This is a genomic window from Actinospineispora spinosispora DSM 44797, from assembly GCF_000429025.1.
GTDB lineage: Bacteria > Actinomycetota > Actinomycetes > Mycobacteriales > Pseudonocardiaceae > Pseudonocardia > Pseudonocardia spinosispora.
Genome location: NZ_AUBB01000053.1, coordinates 1 through 23,260 on the forward strand (window position 1 = coordinate 1; position 23,260 = coordinate 23,260).

Below are 23,260 nucleotides of genomic sequence, written 5' to 3' on the forward strand. Positions count from 1 at the left end.
TGAAGCCCCGGAGGTTGCGTCGCCGACGTACCCGACGACGGTCCCCGACCCGCGAGCCCAAAGGCGCAGGCTGGGTGCCTGCTAACTGGCTGTTGTCTCTGCTTAAAGATTGTTACTGCAAACAAATTTGAATTCGCGAGCAGCCGCAGGTGTGGGACCACGCCGTTCCGCGCACACCTGCACCTTGCCCCGCGATCCTGGCCTGCTTCTTGGTGTGGCCTGTCGTTGTCAATCCTTTACTTCGACCCTGCTGCATGTGCACCAGGAGGCTGCGTCGAAGCGCGTTAGCGGGATTGACAACGACCGGCCACACCAAGAACCATTGACGGCCAGCGGGGAAACAAAGAAATCAGGACTTCTTCTCCCGCCAAGCCCGTTCAAACGGCAACCGCCACGCATTAGGTGCAATGAGCTGGTGAATCGCGTTCGGCCCCCACGTCCCGGGCGGGTAGTTCTTCGCGGGAGGCGGATCGTCCAGCAGCGGAGTGGACCGTTCCCAGAGCGATTCGATCCCCTCGGCCGTGGTGAACAGGGTGTGGTCACCACGCATGGCGTCCAGGATCAGACGCTCGTACGCCTCCAGGACGTCGCCCAGCTGGTCGGTCTCCTGGGTGGAGAACTGCATCGACAGTTTCTCCAGCCGCATTCCGGGGCCGGGGCGTTTTCCGTAGAACGACAGCGAGACGCGTGACGCGTCGGCCAGGTCGAACGTCAGGTGGTCGGGGCCCTGCTGGCCGACGCCGGAACCGGCGGGGAACATCGTGCGCGGCGCCTCTTTGAAGGCGATGGAGATGATGCGCATTCCCTCGGCCATCTTCTTGCCGGTGCGCAGGTAGAACGGGACGCCTGCCCAGCGCCAGTTGTCGATGCCGACCTTCAGCGCGATGAACGTCTCGGTGTCGGAGTCGCGCGCGACGCCCTGTTCCTCGCGGTAGCCGCTGTACTGGCCGCGCACCACGTCGTTCGTGCGGATCGGCAGCATCGAGCGGAAGACCTTGTTCTTCTCCTCGCTGATCGCGCGTGGCTCCAGCGCGGTCGGCGGTTCCATCGCGACGAACGCCATCACCTGCATCAGGTGGGTGACGACCATGTCCTTGTAGGCGCCGGTCGCCTCGTAGAAGTTCGCGCGCTGGTCCAGGCCCAGTGTCTCCGGGATGTCGATCTGGACGTGGTCGATGAAGTTGCGGTTCCAGATCGGCTCGAACAGACCGTTGGCGAACCGGAACGCCAGGATGTTCTGCGCGGCCTCCTTGCCGAGGAAATGGTCGATCCGGAAGATCTGCGACTCGTGGAAGGTCTCGTGCACGAAGTCGTTGAGCGCCAGCGCGCTGGCGAAGTCCTCGCCGAACGGCTTCTCCATCACGACTCGCGCGTTGTGGACGAGACCGGCGTCGCGCAGCATCGTGATCACCGCGCGGGCGGCCTTCGGTGGGACCGACAGGTAGTGCAGCCGCCGTACGTCGGGGCCGAGCAGCGCCTCGGCTTCCGCGACCGCCTTGGTCAGGCCCTCCGGGCCGGCACCCTGGGGGACGTAGACGAGACGCTCGCCGAACTGGTCGAGGGCTTCGTCGGTCATCGAGTGGGTGCCGAAGTTCGCCACGGCGGAGTGCGCGAGCTGACGGAACTGCTCGGTGGTCAGGTCCTCCATCGCGGTGCCGATGATCCGGACATCCGGCGCGAAGGCCGATTGCTGCAGGTAGGCCAGACCTGGGATGAGCTTGCGTTTCGCCAGGTCACCCGTCGCGCCGAACAGCACGATGACGTGCGGTGCCAGCGAGTCGAGACCCTGCCTGGCCGCTCGGGATCCGGATGACGGGTACGCGATGGTCTGGGGGCGGGACTCGGTCACGCTGGCTCCTAATACCGACGACACCGGCGATCAGAACACTAGTGCGTCCGGCGGTCCGCCGCGTGTCACCGCCTGCGCGGGTGCTCGATCTCGGTGAGCAGCTCGTGGACGTTCGCGGTCAGCGTGTCGAGGGTTCCGGTCGGAAGACGGGCCAGCAGGTCCCGTTGTGCCGCCGCGACCAGCGGGGACGCCGTGGCCAGCGCCTCGGCTCCGGCGGGGGTGATGGTGAACGACAGCCCGGACTCGCCGCCGACCCGGTCGATCAGCTCGGCGCTGTGGAGGCGCTGGGTGAGCCCGCCGACCGCCTGCGGGGTGATGTAGAGGGCCTTGGCCAGCAGGATCCTGCTGATACCGGGCTCAGCGGCGATGAGTCGCAGTGCCCGGTACTGCCGCGCGGTGAGACCGTCCTCGCTCAGCGCATGGTCGAGACGTCGTTCGAGCAGGTGGGCCACCGCGGCGAGGTCGGTGATCAGCCCGGTTCCCGAGGCGGAGACGGCGAGTACGCTCACTGGCAGAGGCCCCTCCCAAACCAATTACATCTACGGCAACATTATTGCCCAGAGTGTAGTTGGTCAAGGCTGGCGGCGTGCCGGCTTCAGCAGGATGCGGATCGGGTTGCCGTCCCGTTCCTCCAGTCTGCGGATGCCCTCGTGCACGTCCTCCAGGTCGAGTACCGCGCTGACCGAGCGTGACACGTCCAGCCTGCCGCTGTCGACCAGCGTGACCAGCTGGTCCAGGTGCTGCTTGCGGTAGCCGAAGTGGCCGTGCGCGGTCTGGGAGAACAGGGCGAACCGCACCACGGGGCCGAGATCCAGGTTGTCCGCCGAGGTCATCCCGACCACGATGAGCCGGCCCTTGGGGCCCAGTGCGTTCGCCGTCTGGGTGATCGTGGAGCTCTGCGCCACCACGTCGAACACGACGTCCAGTCCGATGGGCGCGACGGAGGCGAGCTGCGCGGCGAAGTCGTCGGCCGTCGGGTCGAGCGCGTGGTCGGCGCCCAGCTCCAGCGCACGGTCGCGCGCGGCGGGTAGGGGGTCCACCGCGATGATCGGGGTCGCGCCGACCAGTCGGGCGATCTGCACCAGGTGGGTGCCGACGCCGCCGACGCCCCACACCCCGACCGACTCGCCGGCGCGCACCGCGCCGGTGTCCCGGACCGCCGCGTACGGGGTGGACACCGCATCGGCCAGCACGGCGATCGGGACGACCGTGTACTCCGCCCAGCCGCCGTCGTAGTGGAAGCCCATGACCTGCATCTGCTGGCAGTTGGTGGCGTCACCCTCGCCGCACGGCCGGCACGCGCCGCAGGCCCGCCCCGCGGCGATGACCACCTGGTCGCCCTCGTTCCAGAACGGGCTCGGTGAGCCGAGCTCGACAACCTCGCCTGCCGCTTCGTGACCCGGGGTGACGACCGGGAGCGAGGTGGGCAGGGTGCCGTCGAGTAGCCCGAGGTCGGAATGGCAGATGCCGCAGGCCGCGACCCTGACCAGCGCCTCGCCGGGTCCGGGGGTCGGGATCGGCACGTCGGCCACGGTGAGCTTGCCGGACTCGGATTCGAAACGCGCGGCGCGCATGGTGGTCATCTGGCCTCCTCGTTGAGCAATGCTCAACAGAGTCTGGCGACTTGTTGAGCATTAGTCAACAGTGCTCTACAGTCCTGGTGTGCCTCGACTGGATCCGGAGCAGCGCCGCGCGCAACTGCTGCGGATCGGTCTCGAACTGCTCACCGAGCAGTCGCTGGACGAGCTGTCCACCGACGAGGTCGCCAGGCGGGCCGGGATATCGCGTGGTCTGCTGTTCCACTACTTCGCCTCGAAGCGCGAGTTCCACGAGGCCGTCGTGCGCCGGGCCTGCGACGACTTCGTGGCGGCCACCGCGCCCGACGCGCAGGAGAGCTCGTCGGTCGACGAGTGGCTCGCCGCCGGGCTGATGCGGTTCGTCGACTACGTGTGGGAGCACCGGCAGGTCTATCTCGCGCTCGTGCGGGGCGCGCCGGGGAGCAACCCGATCGCCGCGCGGATCGTCGACGCGACCCGCCGACAGGTCGCCGAACGCATGCTGGACTATCACCGCAGGGCGGGCCTCCCGGTGGGCGACCGGCTGGAGATCACCGCACTGGCCTGGACCGCCTACGCCGAGGAGGCCACGGTGAACTGGCCGACGGAAGGCCCGGACGCGAGAGCCGAACTGGCCGACTACCTGCGCGCGAGCCTGACCCGGCTGCTGGCTCCCTGACCACGCCGCGCACCGGCCGTCCAGACCGCGCACCCGCGGTCCACGCCGCGCGGTGTGCACGGCGCGCGGTGTGGCGGCAGGGTGCGCGGTGTCAGCTCGGGAAGCGCACGATCGGCGGGCGCGGAGTGAGGCTGAAGTGGGCGGCGATCGTGGCCGCCGACGTCTCCGGGTCGCTCTTGCCGGTGTCGATCTCCAGGTCGGCCGGCGGCTGCTCGACCGTGTCGTCGAAGGCTCGGATCGTGCGCAGGATGTCGACGTCGGTCAGCTTGTGGAACTCCTTGCGACCTTCGGCGACGACCCGCTGCTCCTGCTCGGTGTCGCTGACCACCAGATGCACGAAGTGGATCTTGCCGCCCTCATCCTCGACCGCTGTGCGCGCCCGGTCCGGGAAGCCGGCGGGCACCGTCGACTCCGGCGCGAACGTGAAGATCAGTGAGGTGTCGGCGCGGGCCGCGTCGGCGAACACGGACAGCCACATCTGATCGCGCAGCCGCACGAACGGCTCGGAACCGAACGGGAACACCGTGGTGAGCGTGTCGACGACCAGATGGTTGTGGAACACCGGGTAGCCGAGGACGGAGCCGAGCGCGCGGGCGGTGGTTAACTTCCCGGCGGCGGCCCGACCGTGCACAAAGATCAGGTCCATGATCACGATTGTCTCGGGCCCCGACACGCCGCTCAAGCAGGTTTTCCTCGTGAGGGGGAAGGGCGTCTACCGCGAAGCGGCGCGAAGCGTAGGCGCTCGGAGCACTCACGACACGCTTTTCGTCGTGAGTGATCCGGGCGCCTATAGGCGCCCTTGCCACTCACGAGTCGACGGCGAAGCCGAGATGCCTTGGACTCAGCCACAGCGTCTGTGAACTCAGCCACAGCGTCTGTGAACTCAGCCACCGCGTCAGTGGTCCCGACCGCGTGCAGAGAGTGCACTGCCTCGGGGTCCTCGTGAGTGCTGAGGCCGCCTATAGCCGGTCTACGCACTCACGACGGTAAAGCTGTCGTGAGTGCGTAGAGCGGCTACGCTTCGCGCCCCTTCGGGGTAGACGGCCTCATCACTCACGAGGGGAGGGTGATGACCTTTCCCGGGTTCAGGATGTTGTGGGGGTCCAGGGACTGTTTGATCGCCCGGTGCATCGTCATGACCTCCGGGGAGAGCTCGCTCGCCAGGCCGTCTCGTTTCAGCAGGCCCACCCCGTGCTCGCCGGTGACCGTGCCGCCCAGGTCCAGCGCGTCGGCGATGATCTGCTCGAACGCGGCCTGGGCCCGTGTGCGCGCGGCCTCGTCGCCGATCGGGGTGATGAGCAGCGGATGCAGGTTGCCGTCGCCTGCGTGCGCGATGTTCGCGATGTGGGTGTCGTTGGCCTGCGCGGCACGTTCGATGCGGGCGAGCATCTCCGGGACGGCCGCCTTCGGGACGCACACGTCCTCGGTCAGCACCGGGCCCAGACGTTCCAGTGCGGGATAGGCGAGGCGGCGGGCCTCGAACAGCGCGTCCGCCTCCCGCTGGTTCTCCGACTGCGCCGCCCACGTCGCGCCGGCCTGCTCGAAGCAGGTCAGCATCGTGGTGGCCTCGTACTCACCCGCCGGACCGGGTGCATCGGACCGGCCGAGGAGCACGACGTCCGCGTCGACCGACAGGCCCATGTTCTTCCAGGCGTCCACCGCGGCGAGGCAGTGCCGGTCGATCAGCTCCAGCGCGGACGGGACCACGCCTGCCGCGCCGATCGCGGTGACCGCCCGTCCCGCGTCGACGACCGAGGAGAAGTAGCCGGCCACGGTGCGTTCCGGTGCGCGCTGTGGACGCAGCTTCACGGTCACCTCGGTGACCACAGCGAGCGTGCCTTCCGAGCCGACGATCAGGCCTGCCAGGTCGTAGCCCGCGACGCCCTTCGCCGTGCGCCTGCCCAGCCGGACCAGCTCGCCGGTGCCCGTGACGACCTCGAGCGCCAGCACGTAGTCCCTGGTCACGCCGTACTTGACGCAGCACAGCCCGCCCGCGTTGGTCGCCACGTTGCCGCCGATCGTCGACCACGGGGCGCTCGCCGGGTCCGGCGGATACCACAGGCCCTGCTCGGCGCAGGCCGCGCGCAGATCGTCGTTGACGACGCCGGGGCCGACGACCGCGAGCCGTTCGACGGAGTTGATCTCGCGGATGTCGTTCATCAGCTCGGTGCTGAGCACCACGCCGCCGTCGATCGCGTTCGCGCCGCCGGACAGGCCGGTGCCCGCGCCGCGCGTGGTCAGCGGGACACCGTGCCGGATGCAGGCGCGCACCACCGACTGGACCTCGGCCGACGTGCGCGGGCGGACCACGAGCACGGGAGTGCCCCGGGGTGCCCATTCGGCTTCGTCTCCGGCGAAGCTCGCCGCGACGTCCGGATCCTCGATCAGCCGGTCGGCGGGTAGTTCGGTGCGCAGGTCGTCGATGATCACCGAGGGTCCAGCAGCAGCCGGACGGTCAGTTCGAGCCGGTTGGTGACGTCCTCGGTGGTGGCGCGGCGGGTGATCCAGGCGATCAGCTTGGCCATCCACACGTCGATGATGACGCCGGCCAGTGCCCGGTCCTCCTCGGTGGGTTCGGCGACACCGAGCGGAATGGTGATCATGCGCTCGCACAGCCGGATGACCTCGGTGACCTCGGCGGCGGCCGAGGTGTCGGCGACCATGAACGCCCTGGTCATCGCCTCGGTCAACATCGGGTCGCGCTGCAGCCAGTGGGTGACGCTGATGAGGACGGACAGCACGCGTTCGGTCGGGGTGTCACCGGGGATGGTGCGCCGGTCGAGCCGCTCCAGGGTCCCGCCGAGCTCGCGGATCATCGCCGAGACCAGCAGGTGGATCTTCGAGGGGAAGTAGCGGTACAGCGTGCCGAGCGCGACGTCGGCGCGTTCGGCGACGGCACGCATCTGCACGGCTTCGAAGCCGCCCTTGGACGCGAGCGCGAGTGTCGCGTCGAGCATGCGGGTGCGGCGGTCGCGCTGCGCGGGAGAGCCGAGCTCGTCCTCGGTGAGCGCACTGGGCACGCGTGCATCGGGCATCAGGGGACGTCCTTGCTGGGTCGGAAAACCTTACGTCAAGCATATGAAACGAAAAACTGGAACACGTTCTATAGTGACCGCGTGGCGGTTGCGATGACGGACGAACAGCGGGCACTCCAGGACGCGGTGCGAGAAGCGGCCGTCCGTGCCGGCGCGGTCCAGGCTGCACGTGAGTCGGGGGCGCAGGCGGACAAGGCCTGCTGGGCGGCACTCGCCGATGTCGGTGTGTTCGGTGTTGCGCTGCCGGTCGAGGTCGGTGGCGCGGGTGGCACGGTCGCCGACGCGGCCGCCGCGCTCGAACAGTGCGCGGCGGAGATGGTGCCGGGTCCGGTGCTGTCCACCGTGCTCGCCGGGCTGCTGCTGGCCCGCGCCGGGGACAGTCCCTCGGCCAAGGAGCTGCTTCCGGGGATCGCCGAGGGGTCGGTGTCCGTGGCGGTGGCCTTGGCCGAGGGCTCGCTCGACGCGCGTCAGGACGCCGGCGGGTGGCGGGTGTCCGGCGAGCTGGGTGTCCTGCCGGCGGCGACGGACAAGCTGCTGCTCGGAGCCCATTGCGGAGACGTCGAGGTCTGGTTCGTGCTCGACGGCTCCGAAGTGGAGCTGACCGCGCTGGACCCGGTCGACGGATCCCGTCCGCTGGTCACCGGAACGCTGACCGACCTGGCCGTCTCCTCGGAGCGGGTGGTCGCGGGCCCGCGGTCGGAGGACGTCCGCGATCTGGCGGTGACGTTGGCCGCCGCCGAGGCGTCCGGCGTCGCGGGCTGGGCGCTGCGCACCGCGACCGACTACGCGCGGATTCGTCAGCAGTTCGGCCGTCCGATCGGTTCGTTCCAGTCGATCAAGCATCTGTGCGTGACGATGCTGTGCCGCGCCGAGCAGGCCGGCGCGGTCGCCTGGGACGCCGCGCGCGCCGCCGATGACGCGACCGACGAGCTCCCGCTCACCGCCGCGGTCGCCGCGTCGATCGCCCTGGACGCGGGCGTCGACGTGGCGAAGGACGCGATCCAGGTGCTCGGCGGCATCGGCTTCACCTGGGAGCACGACGCCCACCTGTACCTGCGTCGCGCGCTCACGCTGCGCCAGCTGCTCGGACCGACGTCCCGGTGGCGCACCCGGGTGGCCGAGCTGACCCTCGACGGGGCACGCCGTTCCCTGGCCGTGACCTTGGACGATGCGACCGAGGCGCAGCGCGACGAGGTTCGAGCACAGGTCCAGCGGGTCGCGGAGCTGCCGGTCGACCAGCGGCGCATCCGGCTCGCGGACACGGGTCTGCTGGTGCCGCACTGGCCCGCGCCCTACGGGCAGGACGCGTCCGCCGCGCTCCAGCTGCTGATCGACGAGGAGCTGCGCGGGGCCGGCGTCGAACGGCCCGACCTGGTGATCGGCGCCTGGGCGGTCCCGACGATCATCGAGCACGGCACACCAGAGCAGAGCGAGCGGTTCGTCGCGCCGACGCTGCGCGGTGAGATCGACTGGTGTCAGCTGTTCAGCGAGCCGGAGGCCGGTTCGGACCTGGCGTCGCTGCGCACGAGAGCGGTGCGCGTCGACGGCGGGTGGTCGCTCACCGGATCGAAGGTGTGGACCTCGCGGGCCAAGGAGGCGGACTGGGCGATCTGTCTCGCCCGCACCGATCCGGACGCCCGCAAGAACAAGGGCATCACCTACTTCCTCGTCGACATGCGCACCGAGGGCATCGACATCCGTCCGCTGCGCGAGATCACCGGCGACGCGATGTTCAACGAGGTGTTCCTGGACGGCGTGTTCGTGCCGGACGACTGCGTCGTCGGCGAGATCAACGGCGGCTGGCCGCTCGCGCGGACCACCCTCGCCAACGAGCGGGTGGCGATGGGCGGCGGGTCGTCGCTCGGCGATGCGGTCGAGCGGCTGGTGGAGGCCTGGCCGGGCCCGGACGAGCGGCTCGGTTCGCTCATCGCCGAAGGGCTCGTGGTGTCGCTGCTCGACCTGCGCGCGACGCTGCGCAGGCTCGACGGACGCAGTCCCGGCGCGGAGTCGTCGGTGCGCAAGCTGATCGGCGTGCGGCACCGGCAGGACGTCGCGGAAGCCGCGCTCGATGTGGCCGGTCCGCGCGGCGCGGTCCACGGCGAGGACACCGATCCGTTGGTGCACGAGTTCCTGCTGACCCGCTGCCTGTCCATCGCGGGTGGAACGACACAGATTCTGCTGAGTCTGTCCGGTGAACGGATTCTCGGCTTGCCACGAGAGCCGTCCTGACCAATACTAGAACGCGTTCTATTTTGATGAAGGGGCGCACGTGGACTTCGAGATCGACGAAGAAGCCAAGGACGTCGCCGCGCTCGCCGGGGAGATCCTGGGCCGCGAGCACGACGCGGACGCCGCGTGGACGGCACTGGCCAAGGCCGGCCTGCTCACGCTGCCCGTTCCCGAACGCCTCGGTGGCGCGGGTCTCGGTGTGTTCGAGGTCGGCGTGTTACTCACCGAGGTCGGACGTAGCGGCCTGGACATCGCCGCGCTGGAGACCCTAGCCCTCGGCGTCCTGCCGATCGCGCGGCTCGGCACCGAGGCACAGCGCACCGAGCTGCTCGGCGTCGTGACCGACTCGGCCGAGGTGCTGACCGCCGCGCTCCACGAGCCGTCCGCGCCGCTGCCGTCCCGACCGAGGAGCAGGGCGACCCGGGACGGTGACGGGTGGCGGGTGTCCGGCACGCTCGTCGGCGTCCGCCGGGCCCGCGAGGCCTACCGGGTGCTCGTGCCCGCGACCCTGGACGGAGTCGGCGCCGGTGTCCTGCTGGTCGACCCGCGTGCCGCCGGGGTGACCCTGACCGACACGGTCAACTCCGCGCGGACCCCCGAAGCCACGGTGCGGCTGGCCGATGTGAAGGCCGACGGCCTGCTCGGCGAGGACACCACCGGTGCCACGGTCACCGAGCTGCACCGGTTCGCACTCGTCGGCGCGTGCGCGATCGCCGACGGCGTACTGGCCGGTGCGCTCGACCTCACCGCCACCCACCTCGGCGAGCGGGAACAGTTCGGCCGGCCGCTCGCCACGTTCCAGGCGGTCGCGCAGCAGGTCGCGGACGTGTACCTGGCGTCCCGCACGCTGCACCTCGCCTCGCTCGCCGCGAGCTGGCAGCTCGACCCCTACGACGTCGAGGTGGCCGCGTACTGGCTGACCGAGCAGGTTCTGCCGGCCCTGCACACCTGCCACCACCTGCACGGCGGCGTCGGCGTCGACATGAGCTACCCGCTGCACCGCCACTACTCGCAGGCGAAGGACCTCGTCCGGTTCGTCGGCGGCGCCGCCCATCGACTCGAGGAGCTCGCGTGCAGCTCGAACTGACCCCTGAGCAGCTGGCGCTGCAGAGCGAGTTACGCGGCTACTTCGCCGGTCTGCTGTCCGCCGACGAACGCGCCACACTGCTGACCGAGCGCCACGGTCCGGTCTACCGCCGGTTGATCCGCCGGATGGGCAGCGACGGCTGGCTCGGCGTCGGCTGGTCGGTCGAGCACGGCGGTCGCGGCTTCGGTGAGATCGAACAGCAGATCTTCGTGAACGAAGCGGCGCGGGCGGACATCCCGCTGCCCTCGGTCACCCTGCAGACCGTCGGCCCGACGCTGCAGGAATACGGCACACCGGAGCAACAGGCACGTTTCCTGCCGGCGATCCTGCGCGGCGAGGTGCACTTCGCCATCGGCTACACCGAACCCGAAGCGGGCACCGACCTCGCCGCGCTGCGCTGCGCCGCGGTGCGCGACGGGTCCGAGTTCGTGATCAACGGGCAGAAGACGTTCACCACCGGTGGGCACGACGCCGACTTCGTCTGGCTCGCGGTGCGCACCGATCCGGCCGCCCCGGCGCACAAGGGCATCTCGATCCTGATCGTCGACACGGCCGACCCCGGCTACAGCTGGACGCCGATCATCACCTGCGATGGGGCACACCACGTCAACGCCACGTACTACTCGGACGTGCGGGTGCCGGAGTCGATGCTGGTCGGCACGGAGAACGCCGGCTGGCGGCTGATCACCACCCAGCTCAACCACGAGCGCGTCATGCTGGGCCCGGCAGGTCGGGTCGCCGTGTTGCGTGACCGCGTCCAGGCCTGGGCCGGTACCCGATCCGACCCGGACGGCACGCCGCTGGCCACACTGCCGGACGTCCGGAACGCGCTGGCCAGGGCCGGTGCGGCGCAGCGGATCAACGAGCTGCTCAACTGGCAGGTCGCCTCGGTACGCGGTCCGATCAACGTCGCGGACGCCTCGGCGACGAAGGTGTTCGGGTCCGAGGTCGTGCAGCGCATCGGGCGTGACCTGGAGGAGATCGTCGGCCGACACGGTGACCAGGCGGACCCGGAGACGGCCGAGCTGGCGCGCTGGCTGGACGTGCAGGCCAAACGCAACCTCGTGCTGACCTTCGGCGGCGGGGTCAACGAAATCCAGCGCGAGTTCATCGCGTCGTTCGGGCTGGGGCTGCCGAGGGTGCCGCGATGAACATCCAGGAGGCGGCGGAGCAGATCCGTGCCCGGGGCGAGAGTGCACCCCGGGCCGCCAGGGACCCGGTCAACGAGGCGATGATCCGCAACTGGACCGAGGCGCTCGGCGACCGCAACCCGCGCTACCCCGAGGTGGCGCCGCCCGCGATGGTCCAGGTGTGGACCATGCACGGGCTGGGTGGTGAGCGTCCGACCGACGACCCGCTCGGCGCGATGACCTCGGTTCTCGACGAGGCCGGGTACACCTCGGTCGTCGCGACCGACTGCGAGCAGACCTACCACCGCGACCTGCGTCCCGGTGAGCAGCTGACCGTGCGAGCGAGGCTGACCGACGTCGTCGGCCCGAAGAAGACGGCGCTCGGGGAAGGCTGGTTCTTCACCACGATCAGCACCTGGAGCGTCGGCGACGAGCCGGTCGCCGAGATGATGTTCCGGATTCTGAAGTTCCGGCCGCCGGCTCCCGAATCCCCGGTGCGGGAGGTGCTGCGGCCGGCGGTCAACCGGGACACCGAGTACTTCTGGACCGGTATGCGGGAGCGCGAGCTGCGGATCTGGCGCTGTGGCAACTGTAGGCTGCTGCGCCATCCTCCGGGGCCGATGTGTCCCAGCTGCGGGGCGACCACACCGGAGCACCAGGTGGCGTCGGGTGCCGGGACGGTCTACAGCTTCGTGGTGCACCACCATCCGCCGGTGCCCGGCCGGGAACCGCCCTTCGTGATCGCGCTGGTCGAGCTGGAGGAGGGCGTGCGGGTCATGGGTGAGCTGCGCGGGGTGGACTGGGAATCGATAGCCATCGGGCTCCCGGTCGTGATCGACTTCGACCGGATCGACGACGAGCTCACCCTGCCCGCGTGGAGGTCCGCATGAAGGTCGGTGACGTGCTCCCCGAGCTGAGCCTGGACGTGACCACGACGTTCGTGGTGTCCACCGCGCTCGCCACGCGCGACTTCCAGGACGTGCACCACGACAAGGACGCCGCCGTGGCCAGGGGCTCGAAGGACATCTTCCTGAACATTCTCACCACGACCGGGCTGGTGCAGCGCTGCGTCACCGACTGGGCCGGCCCGGACGCGCGGGTGCGCGGGGTCAGGATCCGGCTAGGCGTGCCGTGCTACGCGGGCGACACGCTTGTGCTCGGCGGGCAGGTGTCCGAGGTGACCGACGAGCAGGTGGTCGTCGACGTGGTCGGGCGGTGCAGCCTCGGCAACCACGTGACCGGCCAGGTACGGGTGGTGGCCGCGTGAGCGGGCTGTCCGGGGCAGCGGCCATCGCCGGGATCGGCGCGACCGACTTCTCCAAGGAATCCGGGCGCAGCGAGCTGCAGCTGGCCGCCGAAGCGGTGCGGGCCGCGCTCACCGACGCCGGGCTGACGCCGGACGACGTCGACGGCATGGTCACGTTCGCGATGGACTCCAACGCCGAGATCGCCGTCGCCCGCGAGGTCGGGGTGCCCGAGCTGACGTTCTTCAGCCGCATCCCGTACGGCGGCGGCGCGGCCTGTGCGACCGTGCAGCACGCCGCGATGGCCGTCGCCACCGGTGTGGCAGACGTCGTGGTCTGCTACCGGGCGTTCAACGAACGCTCCGGCATGCGGTTCGGCCGGGTGCAGACGGCGGCGACGTCGACCGGTAACTCCAGCGCGTTCGACAACAGCTGGCACTACCCGGTCGGGCTGAGCACCCCCGCCGCGACCGTCGCCATGTTCGCGCAGCGCTACCTGCACGAGTACGGCGCGACCAGTGAGGACCTCGGCAGGGTCGCGGTGGCCATGCGCCGGCACGCGGCCACCAACCCGCTGGCCTGGTTCTACCAGCGGCCGATCACCCTGGACGACCACCAGGCGTCGCGCTGGATCGTCTCGCCGCTGCACCTGCTGGACTGCTGTCAGGAGACCGACGGCGCGGTGGCGATCGTGGTGACCAGCGCCGAACGCGCGAAGGACCTGGCGCAGCCGCCCGCGGTGATCGCCGGTGCCGCGCAGGGCAGTGGGTCCGACCAGTTCACCATGCACAGCTACTACCGGCCGTCGATCTCCGGGCTGCCGGAGATGGGTCTGGTGGCCCAGCAGCTGTGGCGCCAGGCCGGGATCGGCCCGTCCGACGTGCAGGTGGCGATGCTCTACGACCACTTCACCCCGTTCGTGCTCGCGCAGCTGGAGGAGCTGGGGTTCTGCGGTCGCGGCGAGGCCCGGCACCTGGTCGCGGACGGCGGCATCGAGCTGGACGGCCGGCTGCCGGTCAACCCGCACGGCGGCCAGCTCGGTGAGGCGTACGTCCACGGCATGAACGGCATCGCCGAGGGCGTCCGCCAGCTGCGCGGAACGTCGGTGAACCAGGTGGCCTCGGTCGAGAACGTGGTGGTGACGGCCGGCACCGGGGTCCCCACCAGCGGCCTGGTCCTGCAAGCCTCGTGAGTGGTACGGGCGCCTATAGGCGCCCGTACCACTCACGAGGTGAGGGCGGCTGTTCGGGTGCGGAGGGCGTGCAGGACGGCGATCATGTCGGACTCGGCGTGGCCCTGGGCCAGCGTCTCCAGGTACAGGGCGTGGCAGACGTCCAGTAGCGGGACGGCCAGGCCCGCCGAGTGCGCCGCCTCCGCCACGAGACGGTTGTTCTCCAGGACGTTCGCGATCGAGGCCTGCACGGTGAAGTCGTCGGAGAGCAGCTTGCCGAGCTTGACCCGGGACACCGCGCTGGCCATCGGCCCGGCATCCAGCACCTGACGGAACACCTCGGGGTCCAGCCCGTAGCGCTGGGCGAAGTGCGTCGACTCCGCCAGCCCGGTCACCATGGTGATCAGGAACAGGTTCACCGACAGCTTCGTGACCAGGCCGTTCGGCACCGCGCCGCACAGGACCGTCTCGTGGCACATCGGCTTCAGCAACGGCCGGACCTCCTCGGCCGCGTCCGCGTCGCCGGCGAGCATCGCCACCAGCTGACCGGTCTCCGCGGGTACCCGCGAGCCGGACACCGGCGCCTCCAGGTAGCGCCCGCCCGCGCCGTGGACGTCCGCCGAGAGCCCGGTCGAGTACTCCGGCGAGGTCGTGCCCATGTGGACGACCGTGTGCCCGGCGACCCTCGCCGCGAACGCCGGAGTGCTCCTGCCGAGTGCCGCGTCGACCGCCGCGCCGTCGGCCAGCATCAGCAGCACGACGTCGGCCCTGGCGAACACCTCGTCCAGGTCGGCCGCCACATGGGCGCCCCCGGCGCGTAGCGGTTCGGCCTTCGCCGCCGTGCGGTTGTAGACGGTCAGCGGGGTGCCGGCGCGCGCGAGGTTGAGCGCCATGGGCTGTCCCATGACCCCGAGACCGATGAATCCGATGTCACGCATGTCGCCACCTCTCCAGGATTATGTCAGCTGTCATAGTATGGGCTTCATGGCTGATCGGGGAGCACGCGAGCGGATGGTGTTCAGTGCGGCACAGCTGCTCCGCCGACACGGGGTGACCGCGACCGGCATGCGGGACGTCGTCGCGCACGCGGCCGCGCCGCGGGGGTCGCTCGGCCATTACTTCCCCGGCGGCAAGCAGCAGCTGGTCAACGAGGCGGTCGAGTGGGCCGGGCGGTACGCGGGCAACCGCGTGCCCCGGTTCCGCGCCGCGCTGGGCGAGTCGGCGACGCCCAGCGGGTTGTTCGCCCCGATGGTGGGCCAGTGGGTCGAGGAGTGGGATCGGGTCGGTTTCGAGGCGGGCGGCTGCCCGGTGGTCGCGGCGACCGTGGACTGCGCTGACGAGAACACCAGCACCCGCGCAGCGGTTGCGGAGGCCTTCACCGCGTGGCGTCGCGCGGTCGCCGAGGTCCTCGTCGAGCTGGGCGTTCCCGGAGATCGGGCCGGCGCGCTGGCCACGTTGATGGTCAGCTCGCTGGAGGGCGCGATCCTCATCGCGCGGGCCGAACGCGACCCGCGAGCCCTGCACGCGGTCGCGACGGAACTCGCTCCGCTCCTCGACGGCGCGCTCACCTGACCCCTCTGACCCACGAGTCGGACGCCCGACTCGCGGGTCAGAGGGTGGACGGACGTCGAGGGTCGAAGATGTTCGCCTGGGTGTCGCGGAAGCGATCCTTCAGCGCGGTGGCGCCCTGGGTCGTCACGTGGTCGGCCTCCGCGTCGCTGATCGGGACCCCGAGCAGCCAGGCGACGGTCTTGGTGGACAGGATGCAGGAATTGAGCTGATCGGCCCACAGGGTCGGTTCGACGAGCAGTAGGTGCGGCAGGTTCGGCGCGAGCGACCGGGGGCTGATGACGTGGAACAGGACGGTTCCGGGGGGACAGGGTCCACTGGTTGTCGAGTACCTGTTGCGCGGTGTCGGCGAGGACTCGCGCGAACTCGGCGAGCTGGCTGACCGCGACGATCTCCACACCCAGCGGCGGCCGGATCTCGACGCCGGGCAGGGGATGGTCGGACAGGCCGATGGTGGAGAAGGCCGTCAGGCCGTCGTGCGGCCGATCGGGGCAGCGCAGCACGGTGACCGAGGACGGCGGGTACTCGTCGATCACCCAGTCCCCGCCGAACGCCTCGTCCACGACCAAGGCGATCTTCTGGTTGTCCGGACTGAGCTCTCGGCGCATGGGCCGAATGTTGCACAAGTGACTGGTGATGTCGATGAGCGGACAAGTACTGTTGCCTAAAATAAGAACCTGTTCTAGTTTTGTACCATGGCGCTGAACCTCGCGGATCTGTTCGAGCACGCTGTCGACCTGTTCCCGGACCGGGTCGCCCTGATCTGCGGACCGGACCAGGTCAGCTACACCGAGCTGGAGCAGAAGGCCAACCGGCTGGCCCATCACCTGCACGAGCGCGGGGTGACAGCGGGCTCGCACATCGGCATCCAGTGTCAGAACTCGATCGAGGCGGTCGCCGCGATCCTCGCCGCGTACAAGCTGCGCGCGGCGCCGATCAACGTCAACTACCGCTACGTCGAGAACGAGCTGCGCTACCTCTACGACAATGCCGACCTGGTGGCGCTGGTGCACGACCAGCGCTACACCGAGCGGGTCGCCGCGGTCGCGCCCGAGGTGGCGACGCTGCGGCACGTGGTCGTGATCGCGGACGACAGCGGTGTGCCGGTCCCCGCCGGCCACGGCGTCGACTACGCCGAGGCGCTGGCCGGGTCGCCGAGCGAGCGAGCCTTCGACGAACGGTTCGCCGACGACACCTACGTGCTGTACACCGGCGGAACCACCGGCATGCCCAAGGGTGTCATGTGGCGCCACGAGGACGTGTGGCGCGCGCTGTTCGGCGGCATCAGCTTCATCACCGGCGAGCCGCTGCCCGACGAATGGGCCCAGGCCCAGGGCGGCAAGGACTACGCGATGGTCCGGTTGTGTCTGCCGCCGCTGATCCACGGCGCGGCGCAGGCCGCGGTGCTGATGGCACTGTTCGAGGGCGGTGTGGTGGTCCTGGTGCCCCGCTTCGAGCCGGCCGAGATCTGGCGGGTGGTGGCGCGGCACAAGGTCCAGGTCATCACGATGGTGGGCGACGCGATGGCCCGGCCGCTGGTCGAGGAGCTCGAAGCGGGGACCTACGACGCGTCCTCGGTGCTGGCGATGACCAGCCACGCCGCGTTGTTCTCCCGTTCGGTGCAGGACCGCATCCTCGCCGCGCTGCCCCACGTCTTCCTCACCGACGCGATCGGCTCGTCGGAGTCCGGTTTCAACGGCATCCAGCAGGTCACGAAGGACGGCGACCACACCGGCGGGCCGAGGGTGCCGGTCGGGCGCAACGTCATCGTGATCGACGAGCAGGGTCGCCCGGTGCCGCCGAAGTCCGGCCAGGTCGGGCTGGTGGGGCGCAGCGGAGCGGTACCGATCGGCTACTACAAGGACCCGGAGAAGACGAAGGCGCTGTTCGTCGAGGTCGACGGCGTCCGCTACTCGGTGCCCGGCGACTACGCGCGGATGGAACCGGACGGCACCATGACGCTGCTCGGCCGGGGCAACGTCTCGATCAACACCGGCGGCGAGAAAGTGTTCCCCGAGGAGGTCGAGGGGGCGCTCAAGTCGCACCCCGATGTGTTCGACGCGCTGGTCATCGGCCTGCCGGACGAGCGGCTCGGGCAGCGGGTCGGCGCGGTCGTCGCACCCAGGCCGGGCCGTACGCCCACCCTGGAGGTGCTGGACTCGCACCTGCGCGCGCAGATCGCCGGGTACAAGGTGCCGCGCAGCCTGTGGCTGGTCGACGAGGTCGGCCGGACCCCCAGCGGCAAGCCGGACTACCGCTGGGCCGTCGAGCACGCCACCACGAACAACACGTGAGTGTTGCGGCCGCCGATAGGCGGCCGCAACACTCACGGGTCAGAAGTTGCCTCGTTTGGCCTGTTCCCGCTCGATCGCCTCGAACAGCGCCTGGAAGTTGCCCTTGCCGAAGCCCAGCGAGCCGTGCCGCTCGATGAACTCGAAGAACACCGTCGGGCGGTCGCCGATGGGCTTGGTGAAGATCTGCAGCAGATAGCCGTCCTCGTCGCGGTCCACCAGGATCCCGCGGCTGCTCAGCTCTTCGATCGGCACCCGGACGTTGCCGATACGGGCCCGCAGCGCGGGATCGGTGTAGTAGCTGTCCGGGGTGGACAGGAACTCGACGCCGTGCGCGCGCAGCACGTCGACCGTGGTGACGATGTCGTTCGTGGCCAGCGCGAGGTGCTGCGCGCCCGGGCCGGCGTAGAAGTCGAGGTACTCGTCGATCTGCGAGCGACGCTTGCCGACGGCCGGTTCGTTGAGCGGGAACTTGACCCGGTGGTTCCCGTTGGCGACGACCTTGCTCATCAGCGCCGAGTACTCGGTGGCGATGTCCTCACCGACGAACTCGGCCATGTTGGTGAACCCCATGACCCGGTTGTAGAAGGCCACCCAGTTGTCCATGTCGCCGAGCGCGACATTGCCGACGACGTGGTCCAGTGCCTGGAACAGCCGCTTCGGCTCGCCGCTCGGCTTGCGGTACCCGCTCTCCCGGACGACGTATCCGGGCAGATAGGGGCCGGTGTAGCGGGATCGGTCGACGAGGCTGTGCCGGGTCTCGCCGTAGGTGGCGATCGCCGCGACCCGCACGGTGCCGAACTCGTCGGTCAGGTCGCGGGGCTCCTCGACGACGGTGGCGCCCTGCGTCCGGGCGTGCGCGATGCACCGGTCGACGTCGGGGACCTCGAGCGCGATGTCGACGATGCCGTCGCCGTGGGTGCGGTGGTGGTCCAGCAGCGGGCTCGCCGGATCGACGCCGCCCTTCAGCACGAACCGGACGGCGCCCGAGCGCAGCACGTAGGCGTGGTGGTCGCGGTTGCCGGTCTCCGGGCCGGAGTACGCGACCAGCTCCATCCCGAACACGGCCTGGTAGAACAGCGCGGCCTGGGTGGCGTTGCCGACCGCCCACACCACGGCGTCCCAGCCGGTGACCGGGAACGGATCGCCGTCGACGTCGTAGGAGACCAGGCCGACGAGCTGCCGGAGCTGGTCGAGGTCCAGCTCGGCGAGCCGCTCCTGGCTGGTGAGGGTGTGCTCGATCGTCATGTCGCTCGCTCCCTTGAAGTGCGTCGCCGGGTGATCCCCAGGACACTGCACCGCGGCAGTACTGCGCAAGGAAGCTCGACCCAGCTGTACCAGCTGGCCATTCTGTGCAGGGATATCGACGATGGTCTAGTCACTCTGCGCAGGTGCGCGTAACCCCTCGACGAGGCGGATCGCGGCGGCGCCGAACTCGGCGCGGGCCTGCGTCACATCGGGTGCGCGGGCGATGGCGAGCGCGGCCTCGGTGAGCGCGCCCATGAGCATCTGGGCGAGCGGCTCGGCCGGCTGCCGGGTGAACTCCCCACTGTCCATGCCCTTGTTCATCAGCGCGATGACCAGGCCGAGGAAGTAGCCTCCGTCGATCTCCCGCCAGGTGTCCCAGCCGAGGACGGACGGCGCGTCGAGCAGCACGATGCGCTGCGCCGCCGGGTCCATGCAGCCGTCGAGGAACGCCTCGATCCCCACCGTCCAGTACGGCCTGCTCGGGTCGGCGGCGGCGATCGCGTCGAGGATCTGCTGGTGGATCCCCTGCTCGACCTGCTCGAAGACGGCCTGGAACAGCGCGCGCTTGCCGTCGTAGTGGTGGTACAGCGCACCTCGGGTGACGCCCGCTTCGCGGACCAGCGCCTCGGTCGACGTGCCCTCGTAGCCGAGCTCGGTGAACAGTCGCCGACCGGTGCTCATGAGTAGCTGCTGGGTCGTCTCCGACCGTTCCGCCTGCGTCCGTCGCTTCCTCACCGGAAGCCATGATAGTTCGTGGCATTACGAACAGATTTACCTGGTGGACGGGACAGGGTGGCCGTGTTGCGCGCATTTTGATCCGCTGTGGGGGTTCGGGCAATTACGTTATGGCGCGAAAGTGCTGATGATGTTTCTCAGGGTATGTATTCGAAAGAGGTACTACGCCTGCCCTCGACCGGCTTCGCGATCGAGGGCGGGCGCGGCGGACTCAGGATCCCCAGTACTCCCACGGGTTGTTGTGGTCCGGTCCACGACGGCAGTCCCACTCGTTTGTCCTGCTGTTATGGTCGTGCCTGGCCCGCGCTTCACATTCCTGCTGGCTTCTGAACTTCGCGCGGAACCGGTGCTGCGGGCCCGGCGGGTGGGGCGGGTTCTGCAGAGTGCTTGCCACGGTTTCGGTCTGGCTCGGGGTTGCCGCATTCGCGGTGCCCACCGACGCGAAAGTGGCGAGCGATACCGCGATAACGGCGCCAGAAACCGTTGCTTTCATTCTCGGGGTCAAGTCTGTGCCCTTCGATTCGACGAACTCGATCAGACGGTCGCTTCGGAGCGTACAGATTCGATCCTAAGAATCCCTGTGGTTCTGAGACGTCTTCAGTTAATACATAGGTACCTCAGGGGAAGCCTTCAGCATTTTGTATACAGCTGGATTTCGGGTGATGCTGGATTGATCCAGGACGGACCCGGGTATGCGGCAGGCATGGACGACATCACCCAGATCATTCTCGACGACCACGAGCGGTTCCGTCGCGCCTTCGCTCGCCTCGACGAGCTGCAGGGCGCGGAGTCGGCGCCGGCCAGGGACCTGGCGCGGGTCTGGGGGCCGCTCGCCGCCCTGCTCGACGTTCACGCCATCGCGGAGGAGGAGATCTTCTACCCCCACCTGCTGCGCAAGGGTGACGACGCGAAGGAGGAGACGCTCGACGCGATCGGCGACCACAACGACATTCGGGACGCGGTGCACGATGCCGAGCGGGAGCCGGTCGGCTGCGACGCCTGGTGGGAGGCCGTCGGCCGGGCGCGGGTCGCCAATGACGAGCACATGGCCGAGGAGGAGCGCGAGGGCCTCGCCGACTTCCGGCGCAACGCGAGCATCGAGCTACGCGAGACGCTGGGGCGTCGGTTCCGTGACTTCGAGGCCGAGCACCGCGGTGGGCACGACCTCGATACCTCGGACAAGGACCCGCAGACCTACGTCGACAGCCAGGCCTGAGCCGGGCTCAGGACGCAGCGCCCAGCTCGGTGAACTCGCCCCGCCGGATCCGGTCCAGGTAGAGCCTGCCGATCCGGGCGGCGCGGGTCGTCGAGTCCTCGAGGTCGGCCATGCCCGAGGCGAGCGCGAGCATTGCCAGCTCCTGTTCGATCGCGGCACGCACCGTCGGGTTGTCCGAGTTGTTGTCCAGTACCGCGCGCTGTTCGGCGCGCTCGGAGATCAACTCGGACCACGCGGCCGCGACCGCGTCGGGCAGCGACCGTTCGCCCGCGAACTCGATCGCGTTGTCCAGCTGTGCGGACAGCGCCGCGTTCCACTGCCGGTACAGCTGGCGCAGTCTGTCGTCGCTCGGGGGTACGGGGTTCGCGGTCATGGCGTGCTCCTGTCTAGGTTCTGGAATCTCGCGTCCAGAATAAGCAGTTCTGGACGCGCGCGTCAAGAATGAGGTAACTTCGCTTCATGGCCAGGCCGAGGAGCTTCGACGAACGGGCGGTGCTGACGATCGCGCGCGATCGCTTCCGGGCGACCGGATACGCCGCGACCAGCATCGATGACGTCGCGGCCGCCGTCGGGCTCGGCAAGGGCTCGCTGTACGGGGCCTTCGGCGACAAGTACCAGCTGTTCCGGCGCGTCTTCGACGACTACTGCGCCGACATGGGCACGATGGCGCACGCACTGTTCACCGGGCCGGACGACGGAGCGCTCGACCGATTACGCACGGGCATCCGCGCGGTGGTCGCCGCGATGACCGAGGGCGAGGTCAGCGGCGGCTGCCTGCTGGCCAGGGGGATCGCCGAGCTGGGCGACCGGGATCCGGAGATCGGCGCTCGCGCGCTGGAAGCCTTCGAAATGCTCGAATCGCTGCTGGCCGGCTGTATCGAGCAGGCGCAACGCACCGGCGACCTCGACGCCGACGCCGACCCGAAGGCGCTGGCCGGCATGCTGTTCGCGGTGATGCGCGGCGTCGAGTCCCTGGCGAGGGCGGGCCTGAGCCAGGACCAGCTCTACGCGCGCCTGGACACAGCGGTGGCAATGCTCCCCAGACCGACTCGCTAGACACCTCGCACAGACCGAGTTCGCGCCGCACAGAGACTCCGGCCCAATCCCACTTTGCACAGCTTCGTGCTGTGTCGCACACGTCCGGACATGTGCGACACAGCGCGAAGGTGTGCAGAGTCGCCCGAGAAGCCCTCAAGCGCGCTGATCGAGGGCGGCCAGGAGGTGCTCGGCTGTCGGGATGTCGGTGGCCAGCTGGGTGAACAGGCCCGCTCTCGCTCCGGCGATCACGCTCTGGATCTTGTCCTCGCCGGACGCCACGGCGATCACCCTCGGGATCGCGCGAAGCTGGTCGGGGCTGATGCGGACCATGCGCTCGCTGCCCGGGAAGTCGATCTCGGCGCCGTCCGGGCCGTAGAAGTTCAGGCACACGTCGCCGACCGCCGTGCGCAGGCTGTGGTCGTCGAGCGGGATGAACGCCGAGATCGAGTCGCGCGACACGGGGGGCGCACCCACACCGACCAGCGCGGCCTTCGCCACCGACCACATGCCGGTCACCCGCTGGAAGTCCGGGTCCTCGGCCAGGGTGGCGCGCATCGCCGCTGACGGCATCGCCTGGGCGAACAGGAAATGCGGCCGGGCGCGCATCCGTTCGGCGACCGCGCGGGTGATCTCGTTGGTCTGGTGCCAGGGCTCCGGCTCGGCGACGCCACCGACCGTCGGCCCGATGTCGACCCCCGGCATGGCCGGGAGCCCGGTTCGGCTGAGCTCGTAGACCGTGCGGCCGGACGAGACCAGCAGGACGTCGCCCGGGACGAGGCCGAGCAGGTGTAGCGCCTGGTGGACCGGTTCGCGCAGTGCCTCGATGGTGTTCTCGCCGCGCAGCGGAGCCAGCCAGACGCGTTCGATGCCCAGCGCTCCGGCGAGCCGGTTCAGGTCCTTGTCGTCCGCGATCGTCGCCGGGTCGTGCACGGTGATCTGCACGAGCCCGATGCGGCGCGCCTCGGACAGCAGCCTGCTCACCGTCGGCCGCGACACCTTGAGCCGCTCCGCGACCCCGGCCTGGTTGACCTCGTCGAGGTAGTAGAGCCGCGCGGCCTGGTGCATCAGGCCGAGGTCGCGGCCAGTGGGCTCGCCTGCCGGCATGCCGGGGTCCCTCCCGTCGTTCGGTGATCCCGAACTGTAGTCCTGACCTGCGCGGTGCACAAATGTTCACGGCTGCACA

At 69.6% G+C, this 23,260-nt stretch carries 24 protein-coding genes; 12 read left to right on the forward strand and 12 right to left on the reverse strand.

Features of this window, described 5'->3' with window-relative positions:
- Positions 1-349 precede the first annotated feature (349 nt).
- The 3 genes from zwf to G406_RS0121415 all read right to left on the reverse strand — a co-directional run bounded on the left by zwf (position 350) and on the right by G406_RS0121415 (position 3,432).
- Positions 350-1,849, reverse strand: a complete 1,500-nt coding sequence (zwf, locus tag G406_RS0121405) for a glucose-6-phosphate dehydrogenase (protein ID WP_028935380.1) — start codon at positions 1,847-1,849, stop codon at positions 350-352.
- Positions 1,850-1,914: 65 nt separating this feature from the next.
- Entirely contained in the window at positions 1,915-2,358 is a 444-nt protein-coding gene (locus G406_RS54355) for a MarR family winged helix-turn-helix transcriptional regulator (protein WP_051342471.1), read from the reverse strand.
- Positions 2,359-2,421: 63 nt separating this feature from the next.
- Entirely contained in the window at positions 2,422-3,432 is a 1,011-nt protein-coding gene (locus tag G406_RS0121415) for a zinc-binding dehydrogenase (RefSeq protein ID WP_028935381.1), read from the reverse strand.
- Between the two features lie 79 nt (positions 3,433-3,511).
- On the opposite strand from G406_RS0121415, the gene G406_RS0121420 reads away from it, so the two are divergent.
- Complete coding sequence (locus tag G406_RS0121420) at positions 3,512-4,084, forward strand: TetR/AcrR family transcriptional regulator (RefSeq protein WP_037077783.1); 573 nt, start codon at positions 3,512-3,514, stop codon at positions 4,082-4,084.
- 91 nt (positions 4,085-4,175) lie between these two features.
- Here the strand turns inward: G406_RS0121420 and G406_RS48690 are convergent, their stop codons facing one another.
- From G406_RS48690 to kstR, 3 genes are all read right to left on the reverse strand, one after another.
- A complete protein-coding gene (locus tag G406_RS48690) occupies positions 4,176-4,730 on the reverse strand; it encodes a P-loop nucleotide/nucleoside kinase family protein (RefSeq protein WP_051342476.1) in 555 nt (184 codons plus the stop codon).
- A 407-nt stretch (positions 4,731-5,137) separates the two neighbouring features.
- Entirely contained in the window at positions 5,138-6,514 is a 1,377-nt protein-coding gene (locus G406_RS0121430; protein WP_028935383.1) for an FAD-binding oxidoreductase, read from the reverse strand.
- Positions 6,511-7,119 (reverse strand): cholesterol catabolism transcriptional regulator KstR, encoded by a 609-nt coding sequence (gene kstR / locus G406_RS0121435; RefSeq protein ID WP_037077784.1) that lies wholly within the window; start codon positions 7,117-7,119, stop codon positions 6,511-6,513. The genes G406_RS0121430 and kstR overlap by 4 nt, the downstream gene beginning before the upstream one ends.
- 81 nt (positions 7,120-7,200) lie before the next feature.
- Here kstR and G406_RS0121440 point away from each other — a divergent pair, with 81 nt between their 5' ends.
- Genes G406_RS0121440 through G406_RS0121465 form a run of 6 tightly spaced genes read left to right on the forward strand, consistent with a single transcriptional unit; the run spans position 7,201 to position 14,001 of the window.
- Positions 7,201-9,348 carry an acyl-CoA dehydrogenase family protein gene (locus G406_RS0121440; protein ID WP_028935385.1) on the forward strand — a complete coding sequence of 716 codons (2,148 nt, stop codon included), beginning with the start codon at positions 7,201-7,203 and terminating at the stop codon, positions 9,346-9,348.
- Between the two features lie 40 nt (positions 9,349-9,388).
- The gene (locus G406_RS0121445; protein WP_028935386.1) at positions 9,389-10,435 is read left to right on the forward strand and encodes an acyl-CoA dehydrogenase family protein; all 1,047 of its coding nucleotides are present in this window, start codon (positions 9,389-9,391) and stop codon (positions 10,433-10,435) included.
- Positions 10,420-11,586: an acyl-CoA dehydrogenase family protein gene (locus G406_RS0121450; RefSeq protein WP_028935387.1), complete on the forward strand. Its 1,167-nt coding sequence runs from the start codon at positions 10,420-10,422 to the stop codon at positions 11,584-11,586. The genes G406_RS0121445 and G406_RS0121450 overlap by 16 nt, the downstream gene beginning before the upstream one ends.
- Positions 11,583-12,455 (forward strand): bifunctional MaoC family dehydratase N-terminal/OB-fold nucleic acid binding domain-containing protein, encoded by an 873-nt coding sequence (locus tag G406_RS0121455; protein WP_028935388.1) that lies wholly within the window; start codon positions 11,583-11,585, stop codon positions 12,453-12,455. The genes G406_RS0121450 and G406_RS0121455 overlap by 4 nt, the downstream gene beginning before the upstream one ends.
- Complete coding sequence (locus tag G406_RS0121460; protein WP_028935389.1) at positions 12,452-12,832, forward strand: MaoC family dehydratase; 381 nt, start codon at positions 12,452-12,454, stop codon at positions 12,830-12,832. The genes G406_RS0121455 and G406_RS0121460 overlap by 4 nt, the downstream gene beginning before the upstream one ends.
- The gene (locus G406_RS0121465; RefSeq protein ID WP_028935390.1) at positions 12,829-14,001 is read left to right on the forward strand and encodes a lipid-transfer protein; all 1,173 of its coding nucleotides are present in this window, start codon (positions 12,829-12,831) and stop codon (positions 13,999-14,001) included. The genes G406_RS0121460 and G406_RS0121465 overlap by 4 nt, the downstream gene beginning before the upstream one ends.
- 32 nt (positions 14,002-14,033) lie before the next feature.
- Here G406_RS0121465 and G406_RS48695 read toward each other — a convergent pair whose 3' ends face one another.
- On the reverse strand, positions 14,034-14,918 hold the full coding sequence (locus G406_RS48695) for an NAD(P)-dependent oxidoreductase (protein ID WP_037077787.1): 885 nt from the start codon (positions 14,916-14,918) through the stop codon (positions 14,034-14,036).
- Between the two features lie 46 nt (positions 14,919-14,964).
- Here G406_RS48695 and G406_RS0121475 point away from each other — a divergent pair, with 46 nt between their 5' ends.
- Positions 14,965-15,552, forward strand: coding sequence for a TetR/AcrR family transcriptional regulator (locus tag G406_RS0121475; RefSeq protein WP_028935391.1), 588 nt, complete (start codon positions 14,965-14,967; stop codon positions 15,550-15,552).
- 37 nt (positions 15,553-15,589) lie between these two features.
- Here G406_RS0121475 and G406_RS48700 read toward each other — a convergent pair whose 3' ends face one another.
- Positions 15,590-15,949: a suppressor of fused domain protein gene (locus tag G406_RS48700; protein WP_051342472.1), complete on the reverse strand. Its 360-nt coding sequence runs from the start codon at positions 15,947-15,949 to the stop codon at positions 15,590-15,592.
- 50 nt (positions 15,950-15,999) lie between these two features.
- Between G406_RS48700 and G406_RS54360 the strand changes: the two genes are divergently transcribed.
- Positions 16,000-16,179, forward strand: coding sequence for a hypothetical protein (locus tag G406_RS54360; RefSeq protein ID WP_051342473.1), 180 nt, complete (start codon positions 16,000-16,002; stop codon positions 16,177-16,179).
- Between the two features lie 65 nt (positions 16,180-16,244).
- Complete coding sequence (locus G406_RS0121485; protein ID WP_028935392.1) at positions 16,245-17,843, forward strand: acyl-CoA synthetase; 1,599 nt, start codon at positions 16,245-16,247, stop codon at positions 17,841-17,843.
- A 39-nt stretch (positions 17,844-17,882) separates the two neighbouring features.
- On the opposite strand, the gene hppD is transcribed toward G406_RS0121485, so the two are convergent.
- Both hppD and G406_RS0121495 read right to left on the reverse strand, forming a co-directional pair.
- Entirely contained in the window at positions 17,883-19,088 is a 1,206-nt protein-coding gene (hppD, locus tag G406_RS0121490) for a 4-hydroxyphenylpyruvate dioxygenase (RefSeq protein ID WP_028935393.1), read from the reverse strand.
- Between the two features lie 126 nt (positions 19,089-19,214).
- Positions 19,215-19,823, reverse strand: a complete 609-nt coding sequence (locus G406_RS0121495; protein WP_028935394.1) for a TetR/AcrR family transcriptional regulator — start codon at positions 19,821-19,823, stop codon at positions 19,215-19,217.
- A gap of 703 nt (positions 19,824-20,526) precedes the next feature.
- Between G406_RS0121495 and G406_RS48705 the strand changes: the two genes are divergently transcribed.
- Positions 20,527-21,039: a hemerythrin domain-containing protein gene (locus G406_RS48705; protein WP_051342474.1), complete on the forward strand. Its 513-nt coding sequence runs from the start codon at positions 20,527-20,529 to the stop codon at positions 21,037-21,039.
- 7 nt (positions 21,040-21,046) lie between these two features.
- On the opposite strand, the gene G406_RS0121505 is transcribed toward G406_RS48705, so the two are convergent.
- Entirely contained in the window at positions 21,047-21,412 is a 366-nt protein-coding gene (locus tag G406_RS0121505; RefSeq protein WP_028935395.1) for a hypothetical protein, read from the reverse strand.
- Between the two features lie 86 nt (positions 21,413-21,498).
- Between G406_RS0121505 and G406_RS0121510 the strand changes: the two genes are divergently transcribed.
- Positions 21,499-22,095 (forward strand): TetR/AcrR family transcriptional regulator, encoded by a 597-nt coding sequence (locus G406_RS0121510; RefSeq protein ID WP_028935396.1) that lies wholly within the window; start codon positions 21,499-21,501, stop codon positions 22,093-22,095.
- A 135-nt stretch (positions 22,096-22,230) separates the two neighbouring features.
- On the opposite strand, the gene G406_RS48710 is transcribed toward G406_RS0121510, so the two are convergent.
- Positions 22,231-23,181, reverse strand: a complete 951-nt coding sequence (locus G406_RS48710) for a sugar-binding transcriptional regulator (protein WP_037077792.1) — start codon at positions 23,179-23,181, stop codon at positions 22,231-22,233.
- Between the last annotated feature and the right edge of the window lie 79 nt (positions 23,182-23,260).